This window comes from Chromobacterium sp. IRSSSOUMB001 (assembly GCF_023507765.1).
In the GTDB taxonomy this organism is placed as follows: Bacteria; Pseudomonadota; Gammaproteobacteria; order Burkholderiales; family Chromobacteriaceae; genus Chromobacterium; species Chromobacterium haemolyticum.
The window spans coordinates 388,076-411,063 of sequence record NZ_JALCYU010000002.1 but is presented as its reverse complement, the minus strand read 5'-3'; the positions used below and the strand labels follow the sequence as shown (position 1 = coordinate 411,063).

Here is a 22,988-nt window from a genome sequence, read left to right as displayed (position 1 = left end):
AAATGAATCCAATTGAAACCCAGGCGGTGTTGGCGGCCAGCGAGCTGGCCAAGCAGGTGCATTTCCACGGCGAGCCGCTGAACATCCTGCGCAGCGCCACGCTGACCCTGTATCCGGGCGAGAGCGTGGCCATCGTCGGCGCCTCCGGCTCCGGCAAGTCTACCCTGTTGTCCCTGTTGGCGGGGCTGGACCATCCGTCCGGCGGCGAGGTGTCCTTGTTCGGCCAAGCCTTGTCCGGCTTGAGCGAAGACGCGCGCGCGCTGCTGCGCAGAGACAAGGTGGGGTTCGTGTTCCAGAATTTCCAGCTGATGCCGCAACTGACCGCGCTGGAAAACGTGATGCTGCCGCTGGAGCTGGCCGGCCGCGCCGACGCGCGCGAAGCGGCGCGCCAGATGTTGGACCGCGTCGGCCTCAGCCACAGGCTGGGCCATTACCCGCGTCATCTTTCCGGCGGCGAGCAGCAACGGGTGGCCCTGGCGCGCGCCTTCGTCATTCATCCCGGCCTGCTGTTCGCCGACGAGCCCACCGGCAATCTGGACCCGCACAGCGGCCGGCAGATCATCGACCTGCTGTTCCAGCTCAACGCCGAGCAGGGCACCGCGCTGGTGCTGGTTACCCACGACACCGAACTGGCCAGCCGTTGCGACGCCATCTACCGGCTGGTGGAAGGCAAGCTCAACGGAGCGCGCTCATGACGCTGGCCGGCCGCTTGACCCTGGTGTTCCGCTTCATCCGCCGCGAACTGGTGTCCGGCGAGCTGACCATCCTGGCGCTGGCCCTGGTGGTGGCGGTGATGGCGATGAGCAGCGTGGCCTTTTTCTCAGACCGCGTGGAGCGCGCGCTGACCACCCAGGCCACCCAGCTGCTGGCCGCCGATCTGGTGCTCAACGGCAATCAGCCGGCGCCGGAGTCCATCCGCCGCGAGGCGGAAAAGCGCGGCCTGCGGCTGGCCGACAACATCAGCTTTCCCTCCATGGTGTTTTCCGGCGGCCAGGCGGCCTTGGCCACGTATAAATCGGTCAGCGACAACTATCCCTTGCGCGGCGAAGTCAGCGTGCGGCTGGCCGACGGCCGGATCGAAACCGGCAGCCTGCGGCCGGCCGCGGGCACCGCCTGGGCCGACGCCAGACTGATGCGGCGGCTGAAGCTGAAGCTGGGCGACACCCTGGGCGTGGGCGGCGCGCAGCTGCGGCTGGCCGGCGAAATCGTCCGCGAGCCGGACGGCGCGATGGATTTGTACAACTTCGTGCCGCGGCTGATGTTCAACCGCGCCGACCTGGCCGCCACCGGCCTGATTCAGGAAGGCAGCCGCGCGCGCTGGCGGCTGATGTTCGCCGGAGACGACCGCGGCGTCGCCGATTTCCGCCAGTGGCTGGAAAAGGCCAAGCCCAAGGACGCGCGGCTGGAAAACGTGGAGGAGGCCAGGCCGGAAGTGCGCACCGCGCTGGAGCGCGCGCGGCGTTTTCTGGGCCTGACCGCGATGCTGACCGTGGCGCTGGCGGCGTCGGCGGTGGCGCTGGTGGTGCGGCGTTATCTGGCGCGCCATTGGCAGCAGGTGGCGGTGCTGCGCTGCCTGGGCCTGACCGCGGGCGAGGTGTGGGGGCTGTTCGTCAGCCTGTTCCTCTTGCTGGGCCTGCTGGCCGGCGCGCTGGGCACCGCCGGCGGCTTCGGCGTGCAGCTGGCCTTGATGCGGCTGGCCAGCGGCTATGTCGGTGAAATCCTGCCCGATCCGGGCTGGCTGACCTGGCTGGTGGGCCCGCTGGCCTCGCTGGTGCTGCTGGCCGGTCTGGCGCTGCCGCCCTTGATGGGCATACGCGACGTGCCGCCGGCGGCGGTGCTGCGCGATGAATTGACGCCGACGCGCCAGGGCGTGCTGGCGCCCTTGCTGGCCCTGGTGGCGCTGCTGGGCCTGGCCGCCTGGCAGGTGGGCGACCTGGCGGTGGCCGGCTGGCTGCTGGCCGGCATGCTGGGCTTCTTCGCCGCGGTGGGCGCGCTGGCGCTGGGCGTGGTCTATCTGATGCGGCGGCTGCCGCGCGGACGCCGGGTGGGCTGGCGCTTCGGCATCGCCAATATCGCCCGCCGTCACTGGCTGGCGGTGATCCAGATCGTGTCCTTGTCGGTGGGCCTGATGGCCTTGCTGACGCTGACCATTGTGCGCGACGACCTGATCGGCGCCTGGCAACGCAGCGTGCCGGCGGACGCGCCGAATAAATTCGTCATCAATATTCAGCGCCACCAGCTCGACGGCGTGCGCAACGCCTTCGCCGCGGAGGGACGCGCGGCGCCTGAATTGGCGCCCATGGTGCGGGCGCGGCTGATCGCGATCAACGAGCGCCCGGTGCGGCCATCCGCGTATGAGGACGAACGCGCGCGGCGCTTGGCCGAGCGGGAGTTCAACCTCTCTTGGCGCGATGAGTTGCCGCCGGGCAACAAGCTGACGGCGGGCCAGTGGTGGCCAGTTCAGAAACGGATTCCGCCGCAGTTCTCGGTGGAACGGGAACTGGCCGGCACTTTGGGCATCAAGCTGGGCGATACGCTGGTTTTCGATCTGGCCGGCACCGCTTACCGCGCCAAGGTCACCAGTTTGCGCGAAGTGCCGTGGGACAGCTTCCGCGTCAATTTCTTCGTGATCGGCACGCCCGGTCAGTTCAGTCAGCAGCCGGCCAGTTGGATCACCAGCTTCCGGCTGGAGGCGGCGGACGAGGATTTCGTCAATCGCCTGGTGGGCGAGTTTCCCAATCTGACCGTGATCGACGTCGGGGCGATCCTGACCGAGGTGAGGGCGATGATGGACAAGCTGTCGCGCGGCATCGAGGCCATGTTCGGCCTGGCCTTGGCCGCCGGCGTGCTGGTGTTGTGGGCGTCGCTGGCGGCCACTCGCGACGAGAGGCTGTTCGATGTCGGCCTGATGCGGGCGCTGGGGGCGTCGCGGCGGCAGGTGCGCAGCGTGGTGCTGGCGGAACTGGCCTGGCTGGGCGCGTTTTCCGGTTTATTGGCGGCATTGGGCGCGATGGGCATCGGCGCTTTGGCTTCGGTCAAATTGTTCAACCTGCCCTTGGTGTTCAATCCGTGGCTGTTGCCCGCCGGCATCGCCTGTGGCGCGCTGGTGGTGGTGGTGGCCGGTTGGCCGCTCGTCGGGAGAGTGACCCGGACTTCGCCGATGGCGGTGTTGAGAGCGATTTGAGTTTGGTGGTCAAAGCTGAGAGTCAAGCGGGGCGAAACCCGCAAGGAGACGCATGATGGATGCGATAGTACAGGCGGCAATGGCCAAGTGGCCGAACGTGCCCGCCGTGTTTGGCTGGTTGCGGCTGGACGCGCGCGGCCAGTGGTGGATCAAGGACGAGCGCTTGCAGCATGAGGCGATGACCGAGTTTTTTGGCCGCAACTACAGCCGCGACGGTCTGGGGCGCTGTTATGTGCAGAACGGGCCGCAAAAAGTCTATGTGACGCTGGACGCCGCGCCGCTGGTGGCGCGGCGCACTCCGTCGGGTTGGAGCACGCTGCCGTACGACGACGACGTGCCGGCGCGCTCCGCCTGGCTGACGCCGGAAGGCATGTTGTTGATCGAGATCGGCGGCGAGCTGGCGGCGGTGGATGACCGCGACCTGGCCGCGGTGCTGGAAGAAGGGGCGCCGGGCTGGGACGGCGACATGGCCTCGTTGCCGGACAGGCTGGCGCTGGGCAAGGCGGCGATTCCGCTGGGGAAGGAGAGCCTGCCGGATTTGTGGCTGCGTTACGGCATCGTCGGACGGCCCAAAGGCTGAGCCGTTTCACCGTCAAACAAAACCCCGGGCTTGCCCGGGGTTTTGTTTGGTCCGCGGATGGCTTAGAACCTGTTTACGATCTCGCGAACAAGGGCGAAACAAGGCGAAAACGGCTGAGAACGCCGAATGTACATGGCGTACATGAGCATTTTGAGCTTGTACTCACCGTGCAACGCTCCACGAAGCGCAGCAGACTTTGAACAAGCTCTTAGAGCGGACGCGACTCCACCTGCACCAGACGCTTGCGCCCAGCCAACATGCCCATGGCGAAGGTGGCGGCGGAGATGAGTGTGAATAACAGACCCAGCGGCCACAAGCTGTGGGTCTGGTCGCGGATCAGGCCTACGCTGAGCGGACCGAGAGAAGCCAGCGCATAGCCGACGCCCTGGGCCATGCCGGACAGATGAGCGGCCACATGGGGATCCGGCGAGCGCAACGCCAGCAGGCTCAACGCCATGCTGAACAGGCCGCCTTGGCCCAGACCCAGCAGCACCGCCCAGAACAGCAGGCTGTCTGTCGGCGCGAACAGCATGCCGAGCAGGCCGCTGATCACCAGCGCCACGGTGACGGCGATCGGCGGGCGCTGGTCGCGACAGCGCTGTCCCAGCGCCGGCACCAGCAGCGAGGACACCACCTGCACCATGATGGAAATGGACAGCAGCAGGCCGGCGTGCAGCGCGGTCTCGCCGCGGTCTATCAGGATGGACGGCAGCCAGCCGAACACGATGTAGGCCATCGACGACTGCAAACCCATGAACAAGGTGACTTGCCAGGCCAAGGGATCGCGCAGCAAGCCGCGCACCAGCCATTGACCGTGATGGGACGCCTGCCGGATCCGCGTTTGCGGCCACCACACCAGCAAGGCCAGCAGCGCCGGGCTTGCCCAGATCGCCAACGCGCCTTGCCAGCTGTCGTCCATCCAGCGCATTGCTGGTACGGTCAGACCGGCGGCCAGCGCCGCGCCCAGGCACAGCGCCATGGTGTAGACCCCGGTCATCAGGCTGACCTGAGCGGGGAAGTCGCGTTTGACGATGCCGGGCAGCAACACGCCGATGACGCCGATGCTGGCGCCGGCCAAGGCCGAACCCGCGAACAGTCCGAATTGACCGAACTGAGTGCGCAGCAAAATGCCCAGCGCCAGCGTCACCAGGATGAGCGCGATGGTTTTTTCGCTGCCCCAGAGGCGGGCCAACCGCGGCGCCAAGGGGCCGAACAGGCCGAGACAGGCGACCGGCAACGTGGTGAGCAGGCCGGCCATCAGGCCGCTGAGCCCGCGGCTGGCGGCGACGTCATGCAGCACGGGGGACAGGCTGGACAGCGCCGGCCGCAGATTGACGCCTACCAAGATCAGGCCCAGCAGCAAGAGCCAGGGACGGTGCAGCGCGGGGCGCTGGCTTTGCACGCCGGCGTCGTCGATCTCGGCGTCGATCAGCGTGTCTTCGACCGGCAAATGATCCGGCACGGATTTGGGTGTGGACATGGGTTTTCCTTCTGCGCTTTTGTTGTTGTCGGAGCGGGCTCCCCGCGCCAGGGGGCCGACTCGAGTCTGGCTCAAGCCGCGGCGGAGCGATTGAGCAAACGATCCAGCGCCTCCAGCAGGGGGCGGGTGATGGCGGCGGCGGCTTGCGCCGCCTCGTCCGGCCGGCGCAGCCGGATGGCTTCGTAAATGGCCTGGTGGGCGGCGAGGTCCGGGTCCGGCAGCGCCTCGTCGAGGATGGACTGCTGCACATGCTGGCGCACCGCGCGCGAGAAGTACGCGTAGAGCTCGGCCAAGGCCTGGTTGCCGCTGGCGTTGGCGACGGCGAGATGAAACTCCAGATCCCGGTCGATGAAGGCCTCCAGCGGCTCCTGCGGCAGCCGCTCTCCACGCCGCGCGAGCGCGTCCGCTATCGCGCTGAGATCCGCTTCCGGGCAGCGGCTGGCGGCCAGCCGCGCAGCGTTTTCCTCCAGCATGCAGCGCACTTCCAGGTGCTCGCGCAGGCTGGCGCGGCTGATGGCGCGCATCGCCTCGCCGGGGTTGACCGTGGCGCGCACATAGCTGCCGTCGCCCTGGCGCACCTCCAGCAGGCCGGCGTACAGCAGCACCCGCACCGCCTCGCGCACCGTGTTGCGACTGACGCCTAGTTGTTCCGCCAGTTCCGGCTCGGTGGGAATGCGAGCGCCCAGCGGCCAATCGCCGTCCGCCAGCCGCTTGGCGATGTTTTCCACAGCGATGTCGACCAGCGAGCGTTTATAGGGAAGCGCCGACATGACTTGCTCCTGATTCATCCAATCATCCGATGAATTTTAGCGGGACAATACAGTGCCGACAATGCTAAATGGAAAACAAATAGCAAATATCAATCATGCATAAGTGGAGATGCCGTTGCCGCTGTTGCCGGACAGGCCCAGACCGTTGTTCAGAATCTGGGAGCTGACCGCATAGGGTGCCCCTAGGGAGTAGACCATCGCGTACAGCGACAGCGCGCTGATCTGTTGCGCGCTCAGCTGGATGGAGCCGGACTGATTGACCGTCAGGGAGGAGAGATTGGCGGGAATGGTGTTGGACGCCGGGGTGGCGGATTGTCTCAGTTGCAGGCTGAACTGCATTTTTTGCAAGGCGGTCAGGGTTTGAGGGATGGTGCCGTTGCCGTAGGAGGCGTAGCTATTGGCCAGCCAGTTCAACGCTCGGGCAGCGGTGTAGAGCAGGTTGGCCACGCCTTGGGAGTCGCCGCTGTAAGCGCTTTGCAGGCTGTTGTTGCTCAGGCTAAGGCTGCCCATCTGGCCGAACTGTTGCGGATACTGGAAGTTAAGGCCGATCTGGTTCAGCTTGACCAGCAGCGAGCTGCCGTTGCTGTAACTGGCGGCGGCCTGCTGGTTCATGCTACTGGCCAATTGCTTGGCGATGGGGTCGCGGCTGAGCAAGCCGCCGCTGACCAGCAGCGCGTTCAGGCTGCCTTGCAGGGTGTTGAAGGCGTCGGCCAGCGATTGCGCCTGTCCGTTGAGGCCGTTCAGGTCCAGCTTGACCGAGATATTGGTGCTGCCGGTGGACAGCAGGTCCATGGACACCGAGGAGCCCAGCGAGATGCCGCTGTTGCCGGCGTTGGAGCCCGAGGCGCCGTTGATCAGGTAGTTGGCGTTTTGCGCGGCCTGGGTCTGGGTCAGGTTCTGGCCGCTGCCCACCGCCTGGGTTTGGTCGAAAGCGAGACGGGACAGGCCGTTTTGGTCTGTATTGTTGCCGTCGTTATCGCTGACCAGGATCTGAAAGTTGTTGCTGGCGCCGGTCTGGGCGGCGCTGATCTGCAACTGATAATTGCCGGAGGCATTCTGCACGATATTGGCCACCATGCCGACGCCGGAGCCGTTGATGGCGGTGGCGATGCTGGACAGCGTGCCGTTGTTGATGGACAGCGTGGCCGAACTGCCGCTGGGAGTGAAGCTGGTGGCCGAGGTGGGCGAGGTGTAGGCGTAGCTGCCGGTCTTGATGGTCAGGGTACCGCTGCCCACCGCGGTGCTGCTGGTGTCCGGCAAGGTAAAGGCGGTGACTGCGCTGTGCGCCTGCGCCAGCTGCGACACCGATACGCTGTAATTGCCGTTTTGCGCGCCGGCGGCGGTGGAAACGCTGGCCACCGACGGATTGCTGCTGCTGCCGCTGATGGAGTTGTTGACCGCGTACGGGGAATAGATCTGTTGCAGGCTGTCCTGGAAGACGTTCAGGCTGGACAGCAACTGGCCCAGCCCGGAAATCAGCACCACATTGGGATCGGTGCCGGCGCTTTGCGAGCTGTTGCTGCTGCGGATCAGCGGCACAATGGGCGACGAGCCCAATAAACCGCTCAAGAATTGATTGTTATTGCCGAAAAGCGATAACAGCGGATTGTAATTTCCGAGGATATTGTTTGCCATGGCTCACCCGCAGAATCCCTGTTGCCACCTCTCAGTGTAGGCGAAGAATCAGGAATTTGCCGGCGAGCGGGCTGTCCCGGCGGACAGGCCGCCGGGAAGGAGACTTACTTGGCCGGGGCCGCGTCCTTCACGCATTTCTTCACGAAGCTGGCTTTGGCCGCGCCGGCCAGTTTCTTCTCGGCGGCTTTGGCGTCACAGCTTTTTTGGGCGTTGGCGGCGGCGCCGTCTTTCTCGCATTTCTTCAGGAAGCTGCTCTTGGCGGCGCCGGCCAGTTTTTTCTCGGCGGCTTTGGCGTCGCAGGCGGCGTCAGCCAGCGCCAGGTTGGCGGAAGTCAGGGCCAAAACAGCGATCATCAGGTATTTGCGCATGATTCATCCTTAGTAGGGCGGGTTGTCGGTCCCATGACGGGCGAGAAAAACGATACTCCAAGTTATAGCGCATGAACACTGCATTTTGTTGACGTCATGTAACGGCTTGCATCAATAGATATCAGTATCGTTAGCAAAATCGACAACGGGTCAAAGCGCGAACAGGTTCTCAGTCGTAGTGGCGCTGACGCGTGTTGAGACGATAAACCAGGGCTAGGGTGGAGAAGGCGAACAAGACCAGCAATAGCCCCAGACGGTGCGCGCTGGCGTAGTCCGCCTGCTCCACATGGTTGTACAGTGCGATGGAAATGACCCGGGTTTCCCCTTCGATATTGCCGCCTATCATCAGCACCACCCCGAACTCGCCCACGGTGTGGGCGAAGCCCATGCTGGCTGCGGCGAGCACGCCGGAACGGCAGCTAGGCAGAATGACGCGGGTCAGCCGCTGCCAGCGGTTGGCGCCCAGCATCATCGCGGTTTCGATTTCCTCGCGCCGCACCGCGTTGAAGCTGACAATGAGCGGCTGCAGCACGAAGGGCAGGGAATACAGCACCGAGGCGATGATCAGCCCCTGAAAGGTGAAGGCGAGGCCGGGCCAGCCCAGCCAGGCGGTCAGCTGGCCGATGGGACCATGCGGGCCGAAGGCCACCAGTAGATAGAAGCCCAACACCGTGGGCGGCAGCACCAGCGGCAAGGTTGCGCCGGCCTCTATCACCGGTTTGAGGCGGGAACGCGTGCGCGACAGCCACCAGCCCAGCGGCACGCACAGCATGAGCAGGATCAGGGTGCTGATGGCGGCCAGCCGCAGCGTGAGGGCGATGGCCGCCCATTCGGAAGCCGTCATTGCGAGAAGTCGTAGCCCGCTTTCTTGATCAGCGCGCGGGCCTTGTCGCCCTTGAGGAAGGCGAGAAAGGCCCTGGCCGCCGGGGTGTCGCGCACGAGCAGCGCGTCCTGGCGGATGGGCTGATGCAGCTTGGCGGGCACCAGCCAGTAGTGCTTGGAGATGCCTTGCTCCAACAATTGCGCATAAGCGACGAAGGCGAAGTCGGCTCCGCCGACTTGGGCGAACTGCATGGTCTGGCTGATATTGTCGCCGGTGACGAACTTGGGTTTGAGCGCGTCGGCGAGCTTCAGCGCTGTCAGGGTTTCCACCGCGGCGCGGCCATAGGGCGCGGCCGCCGGGTTGGCGATGGCCAGTTTGTTGAAGTTGCCGCCGCGCAGCGCGGCTTCGCCCGCGTCGTCGCGCTGCTTGCTCCACAACGCGAGTTTGCCGATGGCGTAGGTGAAGCGGCTGTCGGGTTTGCCTATCTTGTCGCGCAGCAATTCGGCAGGGCGTTCGTCGTCCGCGGACAGGAACACGTCAAACGGCGCGCCCTGACGGATCTGCGCGGCCAGCTTGCCGGAAGCGCCGCCGCTAGCCTTGATGTCGTGGCCGCTGGCTGCCTTGAACTCCACCGCGACCTTGTCCAGCGTCTGCTGGAAATTGCTGGCGACCGCCACGGTGACGGTGTCGGCGGCGGCGAACAGCGGGGACAGCAACAGCAACAAGCTCAAGACTTTGCGCGGCATGGTCTGCTTCCTGACAGGGTATGAGGCGACCATTATGCCGCCAGCCCGGGCGCTAGCCTACTCCCCAAACGGTGTAGCCGCCGCCAAGTGTTGGGCCATCTGCCGCGCGTGATGGCGGCTCCAAAGGTCGACGCGCTGTTGCAGCCACTCCGCGTTGGAGGGTTGCGCGTCGTCCGGATTTAATTCTTTTCCCAGCAGGTTGACGCCGCCGGCCAGCAGCAATCCGGACTCCGAGTCCTCCAGCTGGCCTATGGTGGAGACTTGGGCGAGGTAGGGGTCGATGTCGTCTGCGAAGCGGGCCAGATTGAGTGAGGCCTGCAATGGCCGCCGCGCATCCGGTCCGGCCAGTTCCCTCAGCATGTCGCCCACCGCCACGCGCAGCCGGGCGATGCCCGGTCCGGCCGCGTCGGCCACCGGCAGCCCCTCGAGGCATAGCGCCCGGGCCAGGCTGTTGCGGTAGCAGGCGTCGAGCCGGTTATGCTCATCCGCCGCCGTGGCCTGCCACTGGCCGTCCGCTTGGCGGCCCAGAAAGATCAGCGGTTCGATCAGGATGCCGTGATAGCGTTTCAGATCAACGCCGGGCTGCAGGTACAACACCTGGCCGGCATGATCCGGGCTGGGGTGGAAGGCTTCGCTGGGCAGCAGGACCAGATTCTCCGGCTTGTCCCCGGCGTGACCGATATTGGCCAGCAAGGCGGAAGCCATCAGCGCGCAGGCGAGTTTAAAGAAGGGTTTCATCGTGCGGGCTCAATGGGGATTGCGTGGGAGATGGACTGCGGCCGCCCAGCGGCGTTCCATCGATATTGTTGCAACTTTGTGACGAGGCGGACTATCGTCATGCGGTTTATTGCGCAGGCGAGGCCGCGCCGTGCCGCGCCGTCGGCGTCAATTGCTGGCGCAGCAACGGGGACCAATCCTGGATCAGCAATTGCCGCCAGCCGTCGTCCTCGTCGCTGGCTTCGGCTTCGGCCTGTGACTGCATGGTGACGCCGCCGGCGACCACGCCTCGTCCCATCGCGTCTTCCAATTGAGACACCGAGGACACCAGTTGCAGATACGGTTCTATATTGGAAGCCATGCAAGGCAGCTGCAGGGCCACGTGGCTGCTGCTCAACGGTTGGCTGTCTTGGGCGATCCGAGACTGGCGCGCCGCCACCGCGATGCGCAAGCGCAGCACGCCTGGGGTGGCGACGTCGGTCAGCGCGATTGGCCAGGCTTGCAACAGCGCGGCCACTTGGCGGCGCAGGATCTGGTTGACGATTTCTTGTTCCGCGGCTTGCAGTAACTGCCAGCCGCCGTCCTGTTGCCGGTTCAGCAGCAACAGCGGTTCCACGATCAGCGCGTGGTAGTCGTTCAGCGCCGCGGGCGATTGCAGGTAAGTCAATTGCTGCGCATGCCGGCCTTGCCGGAAGGCCGCCATAGGCAGGCGCCATAAATCCCTGTCGGTCTGCCGGACTGCCGCCAATCTGGCCAGCGCCGTCCAGGCCACCAATGCGCATCCCAGATTGAAGAATGGCTTCATGAAAAGACTCGCATCATTTAAGCAGTCCATTTAATCAGGTATAGAACGCGAGCAAAACTATGCAAAATGGAAAGGTGGACAGTTGATTTGGCGCAAACTTTGCTTGATTGCGGGAGGAAGGCCTGACATGTCGGTCAGGCCGGCTTGTCTGGTATCATGCGCGATCGTTCCGCTGCGCTGCCTGATTCTTTCCGTCAAATGATGAAAACACTGTTTCGCCTGATGTTGCTGTGCCTGGCGCTGGGCTGTGCCTGGCTGGCCTGGGTGGTTCTGATTCCGGTTGGTTTGCCGGAAGCCGGTTACAAGCTGACCGTGGGGCCCAACCGCACCCTGAGCCAGGTGGCGCGCGGGCTGGAACAGGAGGGAGTGGTTCGCAGCCGTCAGGTGATGGTGGCCCTGGCCCGCCTGCAAGGCGTGGACCGCAAGATCAAGGCGGGTCTGTATCGTTTCGACGGCCAGGCATCGATGCTGGACATCTTGAACCGCTTGGCGGATGGCCACCCTGACGAGGCCAGCCTGACGGTGATCGAGGGCTGGACCTTCCGCCAGTTCCGTCAGGCGATAGACCGCAACCCGGATATCCAGCACACCGCCAAGGACTGGAGCGACGAGGAGATCATGCGGCGGCTCGGCTTTGGCGACGCCAAGCCGGAAGGCCTGTTCTTTCCCAGCACCTATTTGTTCAGCCCGGGCATAGAAGACGCTGAACTGTACCGGCAGGCTTTCAGCGCCATGCAGCAACGGTTGGAGGCGGCCTGGGCGGCACGCAAGCCGGAGCTGCCTTACCGCACGCCTTACGAACTGCTGATCATGGCCAGCCTGATCGAAAAGGAAACCGGCGAAGACGCCGACCGCCCAATGGTGGCCGGAGTGTTCGTCAACCGTTTGAAGCAGGGCATGCGGCTGCAGACCGACCCATCGGTGATCTACGGCATGGGCAGCCTGTACCAGGGCAAGATAGGCAAGGCTGATCTGCGCCGCGACACGCCTTACAATACGTATACCCGCGCCGGGCTGACGCCGACGCCCATCGCCTTGCCGGGCAAGGCGGCGCTGGACGCGGCGGCTAATCCGGCCGCAACCAACGCCCTGTATTTCGTCGCCCGAGGCGACGGCACCTCGCACTTTTCCGCGACGCTGGACGAACACAATCAGGCGGTGCGCAAATACATCTTGAAGAAAGGACAGTAATGGCGCTAGAGCAGCAACGCGGCCGCTTCATCAGCCTGGAGGGCATAGACGGCGCCGGGAAGAGCACCCATCTGACCTTTATCCGCGATTGGCTGGCGCAACACGGCGTCGACGCCGTATTCACCCGCGAGCCGGGCGGCACTCCGCTGGGAGAGAAAATCCGCGAACTGCTGTTGGCGGTGGACACCGAGGCCTCGCTGGACGCGGAAACCCTGCTGGTGTTCGCCTCGCGCCAGCAATTGCTGCACAGCGTGATCGAGCCCGCGCTCGCCGCCGGCCAGTGGCTGGTGTCCGACCGTTTCACCGATTCCACCTTCGCCTTCCAGGGCGGCGGCCGCGGCGTGCCCTTCGAGCGCATCGCCGAACTGGAGCAATGGGTGCAACACGGTTTGCAGCCGGATCTGACCTTGCTGTTCGACCTGCCGTTGGAGGTGGCGGCCGAGCGCATGTCCAAGACCCGGCAGCTGGATCGCTTTGAGCAGGAAAAAGCCGATTTCCACGTGCGCGTGCGCGAAGCCTATCTGAGGCGCGCCGCCGGACAGCCGCGTTTCGCGGTGCTGGACGCCAGCCGTTCCATCGCCGAGATCCAGGTGGATATCGCGGCCTGCTTGCAAAAACTGCTGGAGGCCGCGTGATGCTGCTGCCCTGGCAACAAGGCGACTGGGCGCGGCTGAACACCGAGCGCGACCGCCTGCCCAACGCCTGGTTGTTCACCGGCGCGGCGGGCATCGGCAAACTGGAGTTCGCCGAACATCTGGCCCAGTCCTTGCTATGCGAACGCCCCCAAGCCGGTCACCGTCCTTGCGGCGAATGCGAAGCCTGTCGTTGGTATCTGCACGGCACTCATCCGGACTTCCGCCGCTTGTCGCCGCTGGGCGATGAGGACGAAGAAGGCAAGGAGGGCGCGGAGGGCAAGAAGGTCAGCCGCAAGCTGCCGGTGATCAAAATCGAGGCGGTGCGCGAGGTGATCGACTTCGCTCATCTGAGCGCCCATCGCGCCGGCCGGCGCATCGTGCTGGTGGAGCCGGCGGAAAGCCTGAATCCGGCCGCCGCCAACGCCTTGCTCAAAATCCTGGAAGAACCGCCGGCGGAGGTCTTGTTTCTGCTGGTGGCGCATGCGCCCCAACGCCTGCTGCCCACCATACGCAGCCGCTGCCGCCAATTCCCGCTGACGCGGCCGGACCAGGCGCAAGCGCTGGCCTGGTTGCGAGAGCAAGGCGTGGCCGACGCCGAACTGGAGCTGGCCCACAATGGCGGCGCGCCGCTGTTCGACCACGATCCGGCGCTGGCCAAGCTGCGTGGCCAGTTTGTTCAAGGATTGGCCCAGCCCAGCTTCGCCAATGTGCTGCAGCTGGCGGAGGCGGTGGACAAACAGAAACTGCCGCTGCTGCTACCCATCGGCTGGCTGATGAAATGGCTGCATGATCTAGCGAGTTTGAGACTGGCCGGTTTGCTCCGCTATTATCCAGATCAGGAGCGCGCCTTGCAGCAGCTGTCGGCGCGCGCCGACATCGCGCAATTGATGGCGTGCCAGCAAACGCTCAACCAACTGGCGCCGTTTGGCCAGCATACGCTGAACACGCGCTTGCAATTGGAGGCGGTGCTGATGGACTATCTCAAGATATTCGCCAGCGGCAAGGCCGCCTGACACTGAGGGTTAGCAAGTATGGACACTTCCGCCACTCGCCCGGACCTCAACCCCAACCGTCCCGGGGTGCTGTCCCTGCACATCAAGGAGCGCAGCGCGCTGTTCGCCGCCTACATGCCCTTTGTGCGCCACGGCGGCATTTTCATTCCCACCAACAAGGAAATGAAGCTGGGCGAGGAAGTGTTCCTGCTGCTGACCTTGATGGACGACCCGCAGCGCATCGCGGTGCAGGCCAAGGTGGTGTGGCTGACGCCGGCCGGCGCCAATAACAGCCGGGTGCAGGGCGTCGGCGTCGAGTTCGTCGCCGGCGACGCCGGCAAGCAGGCCAAGGACAAGATCGAGGCCCTGCTCAGCGGCGTGCTCAACTCCAGCCGACCCACCCATACCATGTGATTGTTTTCGCGACGCGCTTCCGCGCGCCGCAGCCTGATTGACGCAACTATGTTTATCGATTCCCATTGCCACATCAATTTTCCCGACCTCGCCGCGCGCATGCCGGAAGTGCTGGCCAATATGCAGGCCAACCAGGTCAGCCACGCGCTGGTGATCGGCGTCAGCCGTCCCAAATATCCGCAAGTGCTGGCGCTGGCGGAAAGCCACGGCAATTTGTACGCCACCGTGGGCGTGCATCCGGACGATCCGGAGGCGGAAGAATACAGCGAGGACGAGCTGGTGGCGCTGGCCGCGCATCCGCGAGTGGTGGGCATCGGCGAAACCGGCCTTGACTACCACTGGTGCAAAGGCGATCTGGACTGGCAGCATCAACGCTTCCGCACCCATATCCGAGCCGCCAAGCGCGTGGGCCTGCCGCTGGTGATTCATACCCGCGAATCCGCCGAGGACACCATCCGCCTGATGCGTGAAGAGAACGCTGAAGTGTGCGGCGGCGTGATGCATTGCTTTACCGAAACCTGGGAGGTGGCGCAGGCGGCGCTGGAGCTGGGCTTCTACATTTCCTTCTCTGGCGTGGTGACTTTCAAGAATGCGGCACAGGTCAAGGAGGTGGCTCAGAAAGTACCGCTGGAACGGATGTTGATCGAAACCGACTCGCCGTATCTGGCGCCGGTGCCCTATCGCGGCAAGATCAATGAACCGGCCTACGTCCGCCATGTGGCCGCGCATATCGCGGAACTGCGCGGCATCGATCTGGAAGAGGTGGCGCGCGTCACCAGCGATAATTTTTTCCGGCTCTTCTCCAAGGCCGGTCGTTGAAGCGGAGAAAGCGCATGAAGCGAATCTTGCTGTCCGGGCTGGCCTTGCTGGCCGTCCTGTTGTCGGCCCAGGCTTGGGCCAATTGCGTCAATCTGAACGGCCGCAGCTATTGTTCCGAAGACGGGGGCATCGCTCTGGTGCAGCGCGGACAGGCGATGTGCGGCAAGGGCGAATGCGCGATTGATGAATTCGGCAACGTATTGTGCTCGCCGTATCCGGGCGGCGGGGTGGTGCGCGCCAATGGCGTCACCTACGCCGGCCCCGGCGCCTGCCTGTTGTCGCGGGATGGCAATCCGTATTGCGCCAAGCAGCCGCGCGGCAGCTGCCAGCAAGACGCGGACGGGAATGTCCGTTGCGACGGCGGCTGGGTGCGCGAGAAGGCGGAACGCCCGGAGCGCTGCCGCTGATGTCTTGTTACTTGGAAAACGTCATTGGGCTCGCTTGAAGTCACCATCCTGGGCTGCGGCTCCAGCTCCGGCACGCCGGCCATAGGCTGCGATTGCGCTACCTGCCGCTCGGCGGATCCGCGCAATCGCCGCACCCGCGCCAGCGCCTACATTAAGGTGGCCGGCCAGGGGCTGTTGATCGACACCGGGCCGGACCTGCGGCAGCAGGCGCTGCGCGAGGGGCTGAGCCGGGTGGACGCGGTGTTGTATACCCATCCGCACGCCGACCACCTGAACGGCATCGACGATCTGCGCGCTTTTTGTTATGTGAAAAAGGGGCCGATCACGCTCTACGGCAACGTCTTCACCCTGGACAACATCAAGCGTCGTTTCGACTACGCCTTGCTGCCGCCGTCCAAGATGTGGGACAAGCCGGTGCTGTTGCCACAGCAAGTGGACGGGCCGGTGGACTGCGGCGGCGTCACGCTGACGCCGGTGCCGCTGCAACACGGCTCCTGGCCTTGCCTTGGCTGGCGCGTTGGCGATATGGCCTGGTTGACCGACGTGTCGGACATCCCGGACAGCAGCTTGTCTTTGCTGCAAGGGCTGAAAGTCTTGTTCCTGGATTGCCTGAACCACGACCCCTATCCGTCCCACCTGGGCGTGAGCCAATCCTTCGCCTGGGCCAAACGCATCGGCGCGGAGCGCACGGTGCTGATCCACATGACCCACCGGCTGGAGTTCGCCGCACTCAGCGCCGAATGCCCGCCCGGCGTGGAAGTGGGCTATGACGGCCTGCGCGTCGAGCTGTCGTTTAGCTGATGCCCGTCATGTCAAGAAATCGTTAATAATCAATCGCTTTTATTTCAGGGCTGTAGCGGGATTTTCTGATCCAGCACCGCCACCGCGGTCAGCGCGTTGTCCGGACTGCCGTCTATCAGCTTGTCGGAGTAGCTGAGGTAGGTCAGCGTATTGCGCTTGGCGTCGACGATGCGCACCACGCGCACATGCTTGAAGATGAAGGACGCGCCTTCCTTGAACACCTGTTCCTGCTTGGGCAGCGGCCGCGAAAACTTGATCGCGCCCACTTGGCGGCAGGCCACGGAGAAGCGCGACGGGTCCTTGGCCAGCCCCAGCGCGCCCTTGTAGCCGCCGGTCTTGGCGCGGGAGATATAGCAGGCCACGCCTTGCACCGCCGGGTCGTCAAAAGCTTCCACCACTACCTTGTCGTTGGGGCTGAGCAGTTTGAAGGTGGTGGACACCTCGCCCACCTCTTCGGCCATCACGGGCGCGGCCAGGCAGGCGAGCAGCAACAGGGCTATCTTGTTCATTCGTGTTCTCCAGCCGCGGGAAAGACGCCGGCCGGGAAGGGCGGCCGACGGTCAGCGGATGGAAGCGATTGTAGGGAAAGCCGGCCTTCGCCTCAATCGCCAGCCGCTTTGGCGCGGAAAGCCGCCATTTCATCGGCGACGAAGTACTCTATCATCGTGCGGTAGACCGCCGCGGTCAGCGCCGCGTCGGCCCCCAGTTCGCCGGCCAGACGCTCGACGCGGCGCATCACCTGATCGGCGCGTTTGCCGCCTTCCACTTCGTCCCGGCCGTGCTTGAACGCCGCCGCCTGACGCACATAAAGGCCGCGCTCGGCGATTAGCGACACCAGAGCGCGGTCGATGCGGTCGATCTGGCCCCGCACCTCATCCAGGTTTTGGCATTGGTAGATCTGTTCCATTAAAAAGCCTTTCAGAATCGGTTTCATAGCCTAACAAGCTAGGGCGAGACAAGGCGTAGGCTGCTGTGTGGCGCATGGGCATGCTGGAGTCGTTCCCAACGCCGTATCGCTGAAGCGCGGCAGACGATGAACAGGTTCTCAGTAGTAGTTCAAGCCCATTGCCGCCTTAACCTCGGCCAGCGTGGCGGCCGCCACCGCGCGCGCGCGCTGGGTGCCGGTCTTCAGCATCTCCATCACCGCGGCCGGATCGCGCGCGTACTGTTCGCGGCGGGTGCGGGTTGGTTCCAGCAAGGCCTGCAGGCATTCTTCCAGCTGTTTCTTGATCACGGTGTCGCCCAGGCCGCCGCGGCGGTAATGATCCTTCCATTCCGCCACTTGCGCCGTGTCGGAATGGAATACGTCCAGATAGGTGAACACCACATTGCCTTCCACCTGACCCGGGTCGGCGACGCGCAGGTGATTGGGGTCGGTGTACATCATCTTCACCGCCTGGCGGATCTCGTCAGGCGTGGCCGACAAAGTAATGGTGTTGCCCAGGGATTTGGACATCTTGGCCTTGCCGTCGATGCCGGGCAGGCGGGAGCCGTGTTCCGGCACCACCGTGCGCGCTTCCACCAACACCGTTTGATCTACGCTGGCGTTGAAGCGGCGCACGATCTCATTGGTCTGCTCGATCATGGGAATCTGGTCTTCACCCACCGGCACGATGCTGGCCTTGAAGGCGGTGATGTCCGCGGCCTGGGCGGCGGGGTAGGTGAGGAAGCCAGCGGGGATGTCGCGCTCGTAGCCGCGCTGCTTGATCTCGTCCTTGATGGTGGGGTTGCGCTCCAGCCGCGCCACGGTGACTAGGTTGAGATAGTAGGAAGACAACTCGGTCAGCTCCGGCACCAGGCTCTGGATGAAGATGGTGCTTTTTTCCGGGTCTATGCCCACCGCTAGGTAATCCAGCGCCACCTGCAGCACATTGTCGCGGACCTTCAGATAGTTGCCCATATTGTCGGTCAGCGCCTGGGCGTCGGCGAGCAGCAGGAACTGGCGGCAACGGTCTTGCAGGATCACGCGGTTGCGCAGCGAGCCGACGTAGTGGCCCAGATGCAATTGTCCGGTGGTGCGGTCGCCGGTCAGGATGATGTCTTTGGCTGTGATGCTGTCCAGATTCATAACAGTGGTCTCCAGTAAGCTTGAGCTTGTTGGAAACTGCCGATCCGGGGGAGGAGAGGTACTGCTGGAAACCCTATGCCGCCGTATCGGCAGCTTCCGGGTTTTGGGTGTGCAAACGCCGGCGCCGCCTTAGTTCAGGCGCCACCACCAAAAAAAGGATGCGAATGCGGTTGCGTAGTTCATGGGCTTTATCAGAGCACGGCGGGCAAAGCAGCGTCAAGCGTCTTTTCAGGCCAGGACATGCAACAGGCTGCCGGCCGGCGGCATGAGGTCTTCGGAATAGGGCGAATCATTCTTTTTTCCGGCCGCGCTCTGAGCTTGGCGCAACAGCCGTTCGAAAGACTCGCCGTGGGAAGCGGCATCCCTGTTGGTTGTGGAGGATTGCGGGTGAGGGGCGACGAACTCAGCCATTTCCTTGCGTGGATCGCTCGCGGCGGCGCGGCTGTCGGTCTTGGCGGCGACCGCGCTCACTTGTCGCAACGGCGAGGCGGCGGCCTTGAGCTGCGCGGCGATGGATACGATATGCATCGGGGTTCCCGGTTCAAGGGATCAAGATGCCTATTTGAGAGCGCCTGCTTGCTATATGTTCCGGTCGAAATTGTAAAAAAGTGATAATAAACAAAGTGCTATATGGATATTGTTACTGAGCTTCTTCGGTGGTGGGCATGAAAACGGCCGGGCGACGCCGGCCGGTTCCAATGGGATACGGGCAAGGCTTAGAGCCGCTAACAAAACCTCGCAGAGAACCTGAGCCAAGGTGCGCCGACGCGGGCAGTACAAGTGGTACGACAAGGAGGGCAACGCAGGATCAGGGGTTTTGTTAGGGGGTCTTAGAGCCTGTTCAAAGTCTCGCGGGCTAGGGCGAGACAAGGCGAAAACGAGCGAAAAAACGGAATGGTCAAGTGGTGCATGAGCATTTTTAGGATGTTTTCAACGCCGTATCGCCGAAGCGCAGCATGATTTTGAACAGGCTCTTAGAAACGCCGGCCCAGCGCCGCCTTGTGCATGATGGTGGAGGCGATTTCCTCAATGGACTTGTGAGTGGTGCTGATGAAGGGGACGCCGTGATGGCGGAACATGGACTCGGCCTCGTTCACCTCGCGTCGGCAGTTGTCCATGCTGGCGTATTTGGAGTCCGGCCGGCGCTCGGAGCGGATATGGTGCAGCCGCGCCGGATCGATGGTCAGGCCGAAGATCTTGTCCTTGAACGGCAGCAGCAACTTGGGCAGCGTCGGGCTTCCCAGGTCTTCCGGCGTCAGCGGGTAGTTGGCGGCGCGGATGCCGTATTGCAGCGCCAGATACAGGCAGGTCGGGGTCTTGCCGGAGCGGGATACGCCCACCAGGATCACGTCCGCTTCATGCAAGTCCTTCAGTTTGACGCCGTCGTCGTGGTTCAGCGAGAAGTTGACCGCCTCGATGCGGTGATCGTACTTCTCCTCGTTGACCATGCCGTGGGCCTTGCCCACGCTCAGCGAGGCTCGCTGGCCGATTTCCTGTTCCAGCTGGCCAATGAAGGTGTCGAAGAAATCTATCATCACCGCGTTCTCAACCTGCAGCGCGCTGCGCACGTCCGGGTTGATGATGCTGGTGAACACCAGCGGCTTCAGGTGATCCGTTTCCGACACTTGGCGGATGACCTCCGCCAGCGCTTCGGCCTTTTCCACGGTATCGACAAAGGGAATGGTCTCGCGCTTGAATTCCACAGTGTCGAACTGGGTCAGCAGCGTGTGGCCCAGCGATTCGGCGGTGATGCCGGTGCGATCGGAAACGAAGAAGGCGGAGCGGAGATGGTGGGGCATGCAAACACCTGTATTGCGAGTGAACAAGGCCGGAACCGCGCCTGCCGCGCTTTGCGGCGCGCCCGGGGTTCAAAGGATTCTATACTCTGAAAGGCCGCGACGAAACCCGCTAGGAGCGCCGCTTAGCCGTGTAGTGCGTAAATTACACGGTTTTGACAATCATTTTCATCAGGAATGTCTGTCAACTTATTGATTCTGTTGCAATGCTTGTCCTTGTTCGGCCGAAAACCCGTGTTGCGCTGCAAAAGACGCTACGCATCTGGCACGTAATTCGGCTAGAATGCGGCCCTATCGTCCCAATCCAACACAGGAAGTGAAGTGATGGCTGAGAACTACGTCATCTGGTTCGAGAAACTGCGCATGACCGATGTGGAGCAGGTAGGCGGCAAGAACGCCTCCCTTGGTGAAATGATCAGCCAATTGGCCGGCTCCGGGGTTCGCGTCCCAGGCGGCTTTGCCACCACGGCGCAGGCTTACCGGGATTTTTTGCAGCACAACGGTCTGGCCGACAAGATCAGCGCCGCACTGGCCAATCTGGACATCGACGATGTCAGCGAACTGGCCCGAATCGGCAAGGAAATCCGGCAATGGATCATCGACACCCCGTTCCCCGCCAAGCTTGACGCCGATATCAAAGAGGCCTGGGATCAGATGGTGGCCGATGCCGGCGGTGCCGATATCTCCGTTGCAGTTCGCTCCTCCGCCACCGCCGAAGACCTCCCCGACGCCTCGTTCGCAGGCCAGCAAGAAACCTTCCTGAATATCCGCGGCCTTGACAACGTCAAGGATGCGATGAAACACGTTTTCGCCTCCCTCTACAACGACCGCGCCATTTCTTACCGCGTGCACAAAGGCTTTGAGCACGACGTAGTGGCTCTGTCCGCCGGCGTGCAGCGCATGGTGCGTTCCGACTGCGGCGCGGCAGGCGTGATGTTCACCATCGACACCGAATCCGGCTTTGAAGACGTCGTGTTCATCACCGCGTCTTACGGCCTGGGCGAAACCGTGGTGCAAGGGGCGGTAAACCCTGACGAGTTCTACGTGCACAAGCCGACGCTGAAAGCCGGCCGTCCGGCGGTGCTGCGCAAGACCATGGGCTCCAAGCTAATCAAGATGGAGTTCACCGACGCCTCGCAAGCCGGCCGCTCGGTGAAGACCGTGGACGTGCCCCCGCTGGAGCGTCAGCAATTCTCCATCAGCGACGCCGAAGTGGCCGAATTGGCCGAATACGCGTTGATCATCGAGAAGCACTACGGTCGTCCGATGGACATCGAGTGGGGCCGCGACGGCCACGACGGCAAGCTCTACATCCTGCAGGCCCGCCCGGAAACGGTGAAGTCGCAGGAAGACCGCAAGGACACGCTGCGCCGCTATCGTCTGAACAGCAAATCGCAAGTGCTGTGCGAAGGCCGCGCCATCGGCCAGAAGATCGGCCAGGGCGTGGTGCGCACCATCAAGGACGCGTCCGAGATGGACCGCGTCAAGCCGGGCGACGTGCTGGTCACCGACATGACCGACCCGGATTGGGAACCGGTGATGAAACGCGCCGCCGCCATCGTCACCAACCGCGGCGGCCGTACTTGCCACGCTGCCATCATCGCGCGCGAGCTGGGCATCCCGGCCGTGGTGGGCTGCGGCGACGCTACCCAAGTGTTGTCCGAAGGCATGCAGGTCACTGTTTCCTGCGCCGAAGGCGACACCGGCAACATCTATGACGGCCTGCTGGACGTGGAAGTGATCGACCTGGAACTGGACAAGATGCCCAAGGCCCCGGTCAAGATCATGATGAACGTCGGCAACCCGGAACTGGCTTTCGACTTCGCGCAGCTGCCGAACGAAGGTGTGGGCCTGGCGCGCATGGAGTTCGTGATCAACCGTCAGATCGGCATCCACCCGAAAGCGCTGTTGGAGTTCGATAAGCTGCCGGCGGATCTGAAAGCCACCATCAGCGACCGCATCGCCGGCTACGCCAGCCCGGTGGACTTCTACGTCGACAAGATCGCCGAAGGCGTGTCCACTCTGGCCGCCGCCTTCTATCCGAAAAAGGTCATCGTGCGCATGTCCGACTTCAAGTCGAACGAGTACGCCAACCTGATCGGCGGTCAACTGTACGAGCCGCACGAAGAAAACCCGATGATCGGTTTCCGCGGCGCCGCGCGCTACGTGGCCGAATCCTTCCGCGATTGCTTTGAACTGGAATGCCGCGCCATCAAGAAAGTGCGCGACGTGATGGGGCTGACCAATGTGGAAGTGATGATTCCCTTTGTGCGCACCCTGTCCGAAGCCGAGCAAGTGGTGGAGATCCTGGCCGCCAACGGCCTCAAGCGCGGCGAAAACGGTCTGCGCCTGATCATGATGTGCGAGCTGCCGACCAACGCCGTGCTGGCGGACAAGTTCCTGCAGCACTTCGACGGCTTCTCCATCGGCTCCAACGACATGACCCAGCTGACGCTGGGCGTGGACCGCGACTCCGGCGGCCCGATCGCCTCCACCTTCGACGAGCGCAACGAAGCGGTCAAAGCCATGCTGCACATGGCGATCCAGGCTTGCCGCAAGCAGGGCAAGTACATCGGCATCTGCGGCCAGGGCCCGTCTGACCATCCGGACTTCGCCAAGTGGCTGGTGGAAGAGGGCATCGAAACCGTGTCCCTGAACCCGGACACCGTGGTGGAAACCTGGCTGTATCTGGCGCGCGAACTGAACAGCTAAGTTCGCAGTTCCGTCGCTTTCAAACCGCCCGCTTGCCGGGCGGTT

24 protein-coding genes are annotated in these 22,988 nt (G+C 63.7%); 11 read left to right on the top strand and 13 right to left on the bottom strand.

Translation table 11 applies throughout. The features are described 5' to 3' along the window. Nucleotides 1-2 precede the first annotated feature (2 nt). From MOV80_RS04045 to MOV80_RS04035, 3 genes are read left to right on the top strand one after another with little or no spacing between them, the layout of a single operon-like run. Nucleotides 3-695: an ABC transporter ATP-binding protein gene (locus MOV80_RS04045; RefSeq protein WP_048414370.1), complete on the top strand. Its 693-nt coding sequence runs from the start codon at nucleotides 3-5 to the stop codon at nucleotides 693-695. Further along, nucleotides 692-3,184 (top strand): FtsX-like permease family protein, encoded by a 2,493-nt coding sequence (locus MOV80_RS04040; protein WP_249604852.1) that lies wholly within the window; start codon nucleotides 692-694, stop codon nucleotides 3,182-3,184. Before MOV80_RS04045 ends, MOV80_RS04040 begins: the two co-directional genes overlap by 4 nt. Before the next feature lie 55 nt (nucleotides 3,185-3,239). Next, on the top strand, nucleotides 3,240-3,764 hold the full coding sequence (locus tag MOV80_RS04035; RefSeq protein WP_043592832.1) for a DUF2946 family protein: 525 nt from the start codon (nucleotides 3,240-3,242) through the stop codon (nucleotides 3,762-3,764). Between the two features lie 208 nt (nucleotides 3,765-3,972). Here MOV80_RS04035 and MOV80_RS04030 read toward each other — a convergent pair whose 3' ends face one another. The 8 genes from MOV80_RS04030 to MOV80_RS03995 all read right to left on the bottom strand — a co-directional run bounded on the left by MOV80_RS04030 (nucleotide 3,973) and on the right by MOV80_RS03995 (nucleotide 11,108). After that, on the bottom strand, nucleotides 3,973-5,244 hold the full coding sequence (locus MOV80_RS04030; protein ID WP_249604851.1) for an MFS transporter: 1,272 nt from the start codon (nucleotides 5,242-5,244) through the stop codon (nucleotides 3,973-3,975). Between the two features lie 71 nt (nucleotides 5,245-5,315). Then, entirely contained in the window at nucleotides 5,316-6,014 is a 699-nt protein-coding gene (locus MOV80_RS04025) for a FadR/GntR family transcriptional regulator (protein WP_039755173.1), read from the bottom strand. 93 nt (nucleotides 6,015-6,107) lie between these two features. Beyond that, on the bottom strand, nucleotides 6,108-7,583 hold the full coding sequence (locus tag MOV80_RS04020; RefSeq protein ID WP_161523178.1) for a flagellar cap protein FliD N-terminal domain-containing protein: 1,476 nt from the start codon (nucleotides 7,581-7,583) through the stop codon (nucleotides 6,108-6,110). A gap of 170 nt (nucleotides 7,584-7,753) precedes the next feature. Beyond that, nucleotides 7,754-8,017, bottom strand: coding sequence for a hypothetical protein (locus tag MOV80_RS04015; RefSeq protein WP_019101887.1), 264 nt, complete (start codon nucleotides 8,015-8,017; stop codon nucleotides 7,754-7,756). A gap of 169 nt (nucleotides 8,018-8,186) precedes the next feature. Then, nucleotides 8,187-8,861 carry a molybdate ABC transporter permease subunit gene (modB, locus tag MOV80_RS04010; protein ID WP_107732810.1) on the bottom strand — a complete coding sequence of 225 codons (675 nt, stop codon included), beginning with the start codon at nucleotides 8,859-8,861 and terminating at the stop codon, nucleotides 8,187-8,189. Then, complete coding sequence (gene modA, locus MOV80_RS04005; RefSeq protein WP_107732809.1) at nucleotides 8,858-9,586, bottom strand: molybdate ABC transporter substrate-binding protein; 729 nt, start codon at nucleotides 9,584-9,586, stop codon at nucleotides 8,858-8,860. The genes modB and modA overlap by 4 nt, the downstream gene beginning before the upstream one ends. Before the next feature lie 57 nt (nucleotides 9,587-9,643). Further along, nucleotides 9,644-10,324, bottom strand: coding sequence for a DUF3313 family protein (locus MOV80_RS04000; protein WP_019101884.1), 681 nt, complete (start codon nucleotides 10,322-10,324; stop codon nucleotides 9,644-9,646). Between the two features lie 106 nt (nucleotides 10,325-10,430). Then, nucleotides 10,431-11,108 carry a DUF3313 family protein gene (locus MOV80_RS03995; protein WP_019101883.1) on the bottom strand — a complete coding sequence of 226 codons (678 nt, stop codon included), beginning with the start codon at nucleotides 11,106-11,108 and terminating at the stop codon, nucleotides 10,431-10,433. A 198-nt stretch (nucleotides 11,109-11,306) separates the two neighbouring features. On the opposite strand from MOV80_RS03995, the gene mltG reads away from it, so the two are divergent. Genes mltG through MOV80_RS03960 form a run of 7 tightly spaced genes read left to right on the top strand, consistent with a single transcriptional unit; the run spans nucleotide 11,307 to nucleotide 16,367 of the window. Beyond that, nucleotides 11,307-12,299, top strand: a complete 993-nt coding sequence (mltG, locus tag MOV80_RS03990; protein ID WP_039755172.1) for an endolytic transglycosylase MltG — start codon at nucleotides 11,307-11,309, stop codon at nucleotides 12,297-12,299. Further along, nucleotides 12,299-12,934, top strand: coding sequence for a dTMP kinase (gene tmk, locus MOV80_RS03985; RefSeq protein ID WP_019101881.1), 636 nt, complete (start codon nucleotides 12,299-12,301; stop codon nucleotides 12,932-12,934). Before mltG ends, tmk begins: the two co-directional genes overlap by 1 nt. After that, on the top strand, nucleotides 12,934-13,947 hold the full coding sequence (locus MOV80_RS03980; RefSeq protein ID WP_019101880.1) for a DNA polymerase III subunit delta': 1,014 nt from the start codon (nucleotides 12,934-12,936) through the stop codon (nucleotides 13,945-13,947). Before tmk ends, MOV80_RS03980 begins: the two co-directional genes overlap by 1 nt. A gap of 18 nt (nucleotides 13,948-13,965) precedes the next feature. Then, the gene (locus MOV80_RS03975; RefSeq protein WP_019101879.1) at nucleotides 13,966-14,340 is read left to right on the top strand and encodes a PilZ domain-containing protein; all 375 of its coding nucleotides are present in this window, start codon (nucleotides 13,966-13,968) and stop codon (nucleotides 14,338-14,340) included. Nucleotides 14,341-14,388: 48 nt separating this feature from the next. Then, nucleotides 14,389-15,159 carry a TatD family hydrolase gene (locus MOV80_RS03970; RefSeq protein WP_019101878.1) on the top strand — a complete coding sequence of 257 codons (771 nt, stop codon included), beginning with the start codon at nucleotides 14,389-14,391 and terminating at the stop codon, nucleotides 15,157-15,159. A gap of 14 nt (nucleotides 15,160-15,173) precedes the next feature. Continuing rightward, nucleotides 15,174-15,566 carry a hypothetical protein gene (locus MOV80_RS03965; protein ID WP_043592816.1) on the top strand — a complete coding sequence of 131 codons (393 nt, stop codon included), beginning with the start codon at nucleotides 15,174-15,176 and terminating at the stop codon, nucleotides 15,564-15,566. Nucleotides 15,567-15,590: 24 nt separating this feature from the next. Continuing rightward, on the top strand, nucleotides 15,591-16,367 hold the full coding sequence (locus MOV80_RS03960) for an MBL fold metallo-hydrolase (protein WP_019101876.1): 777 nt from the start codon (nucleotides 15,591-15,593) through the stop codon (nucleotides 16,365-16,367). 44 nt (nucleotides 16,368-16,411) lie between these two features. Here the strand turns inward: MOV80_RS03960 and MOV80_RS03955 are convergent, their stop codons facing one another. The 5 genes from MOV80_RS03955 to MOV80_RS03935 all read right to left on the bottom strand — a co-directional run bounded on the left by MOV80_RS03955 (nucleotide 16,412) and on the right by MOV80_RS03935 (nucleotide 20,234). Beyond that, entirely contained in the window at nucleotides 16,412-16,876 is a 465-nt protein-coding gene (locus MOV80_RS03955; RefSeq protein WP_019101875.1) for a CreA family protein, read from the bottom strand. A 92-nt stretch (nucleotides 16,877-16,968) separates the two neighbouring features. Next, a complete protein-coding gene (locus MOV80_RS03950; RefSeq protein WP_019101874.1) occupies nucleotides 16,969-17,274 on the bottom strand; it encodes a chorismate mutase in 306 nt (101 codons plus the stop codon). Nucleotides 17,275-17,412: 138 nt separating this feature from the next. Next, nucleotides 17,413-18,435 carry a tryptophan--tRNA ligase gene (trpS, locus tag MOV80_RS03945; protein ID WP_249604850.1) on the bottom strand — a complete coding sequence of 341 codons (1,023 nt, stop codon included), beginning with the start codon at nucleotides 18,433-18,435 and terminating at the stop codon, nucleotides 17,413-17,415. A 228-nt stretch (nucleotides 18,436-18,663) separates the two neighbouring features. Continuing rightward, complete coding sequence (locus MOV80_RS03940) at nucleotides 18,664-18,963, bottom strand: hypothetical protein (RefSeq protein ID WP_019101872.1); 300 nt, start codon at nucleotides 18,961-18,963, stop codon at nucleotides 18,664-18,666. A 446-nt stretch (nucleotides 18,964-19,409) separates the two neighbouring features. Next, a complete protein-coding gene (locus tag MOV80_RS03935; protein ID WP_043592814.1) occupies nucleotides 19,410-20,234 on the bottom strand; it encodes a pyruvate, water dikinase regulatory protein in 825 nt (274 codons plus the stop codon). Nucleotides 20,235-20,555: 321 nt separating this feature from the next. Here MOV80_RS03935 and ppsA point away from each other — a divergent pair, with 321 nt between their 5' ends. Then, nucleotides 20,556-22,943, top strand: a complete 2,388-nt coding sequence (gene ppsA / locus MOV80_RS03930) for a phosphoenolpyruvate synthase (RefSeq protein ID WP_081576306.1) — start codon at nucleotides 20,556-20,558, stop codon at nucleotides 22,941-22,943. Nucleotides 22,944-22,988 lie beyond the last annotated feature (45 nt).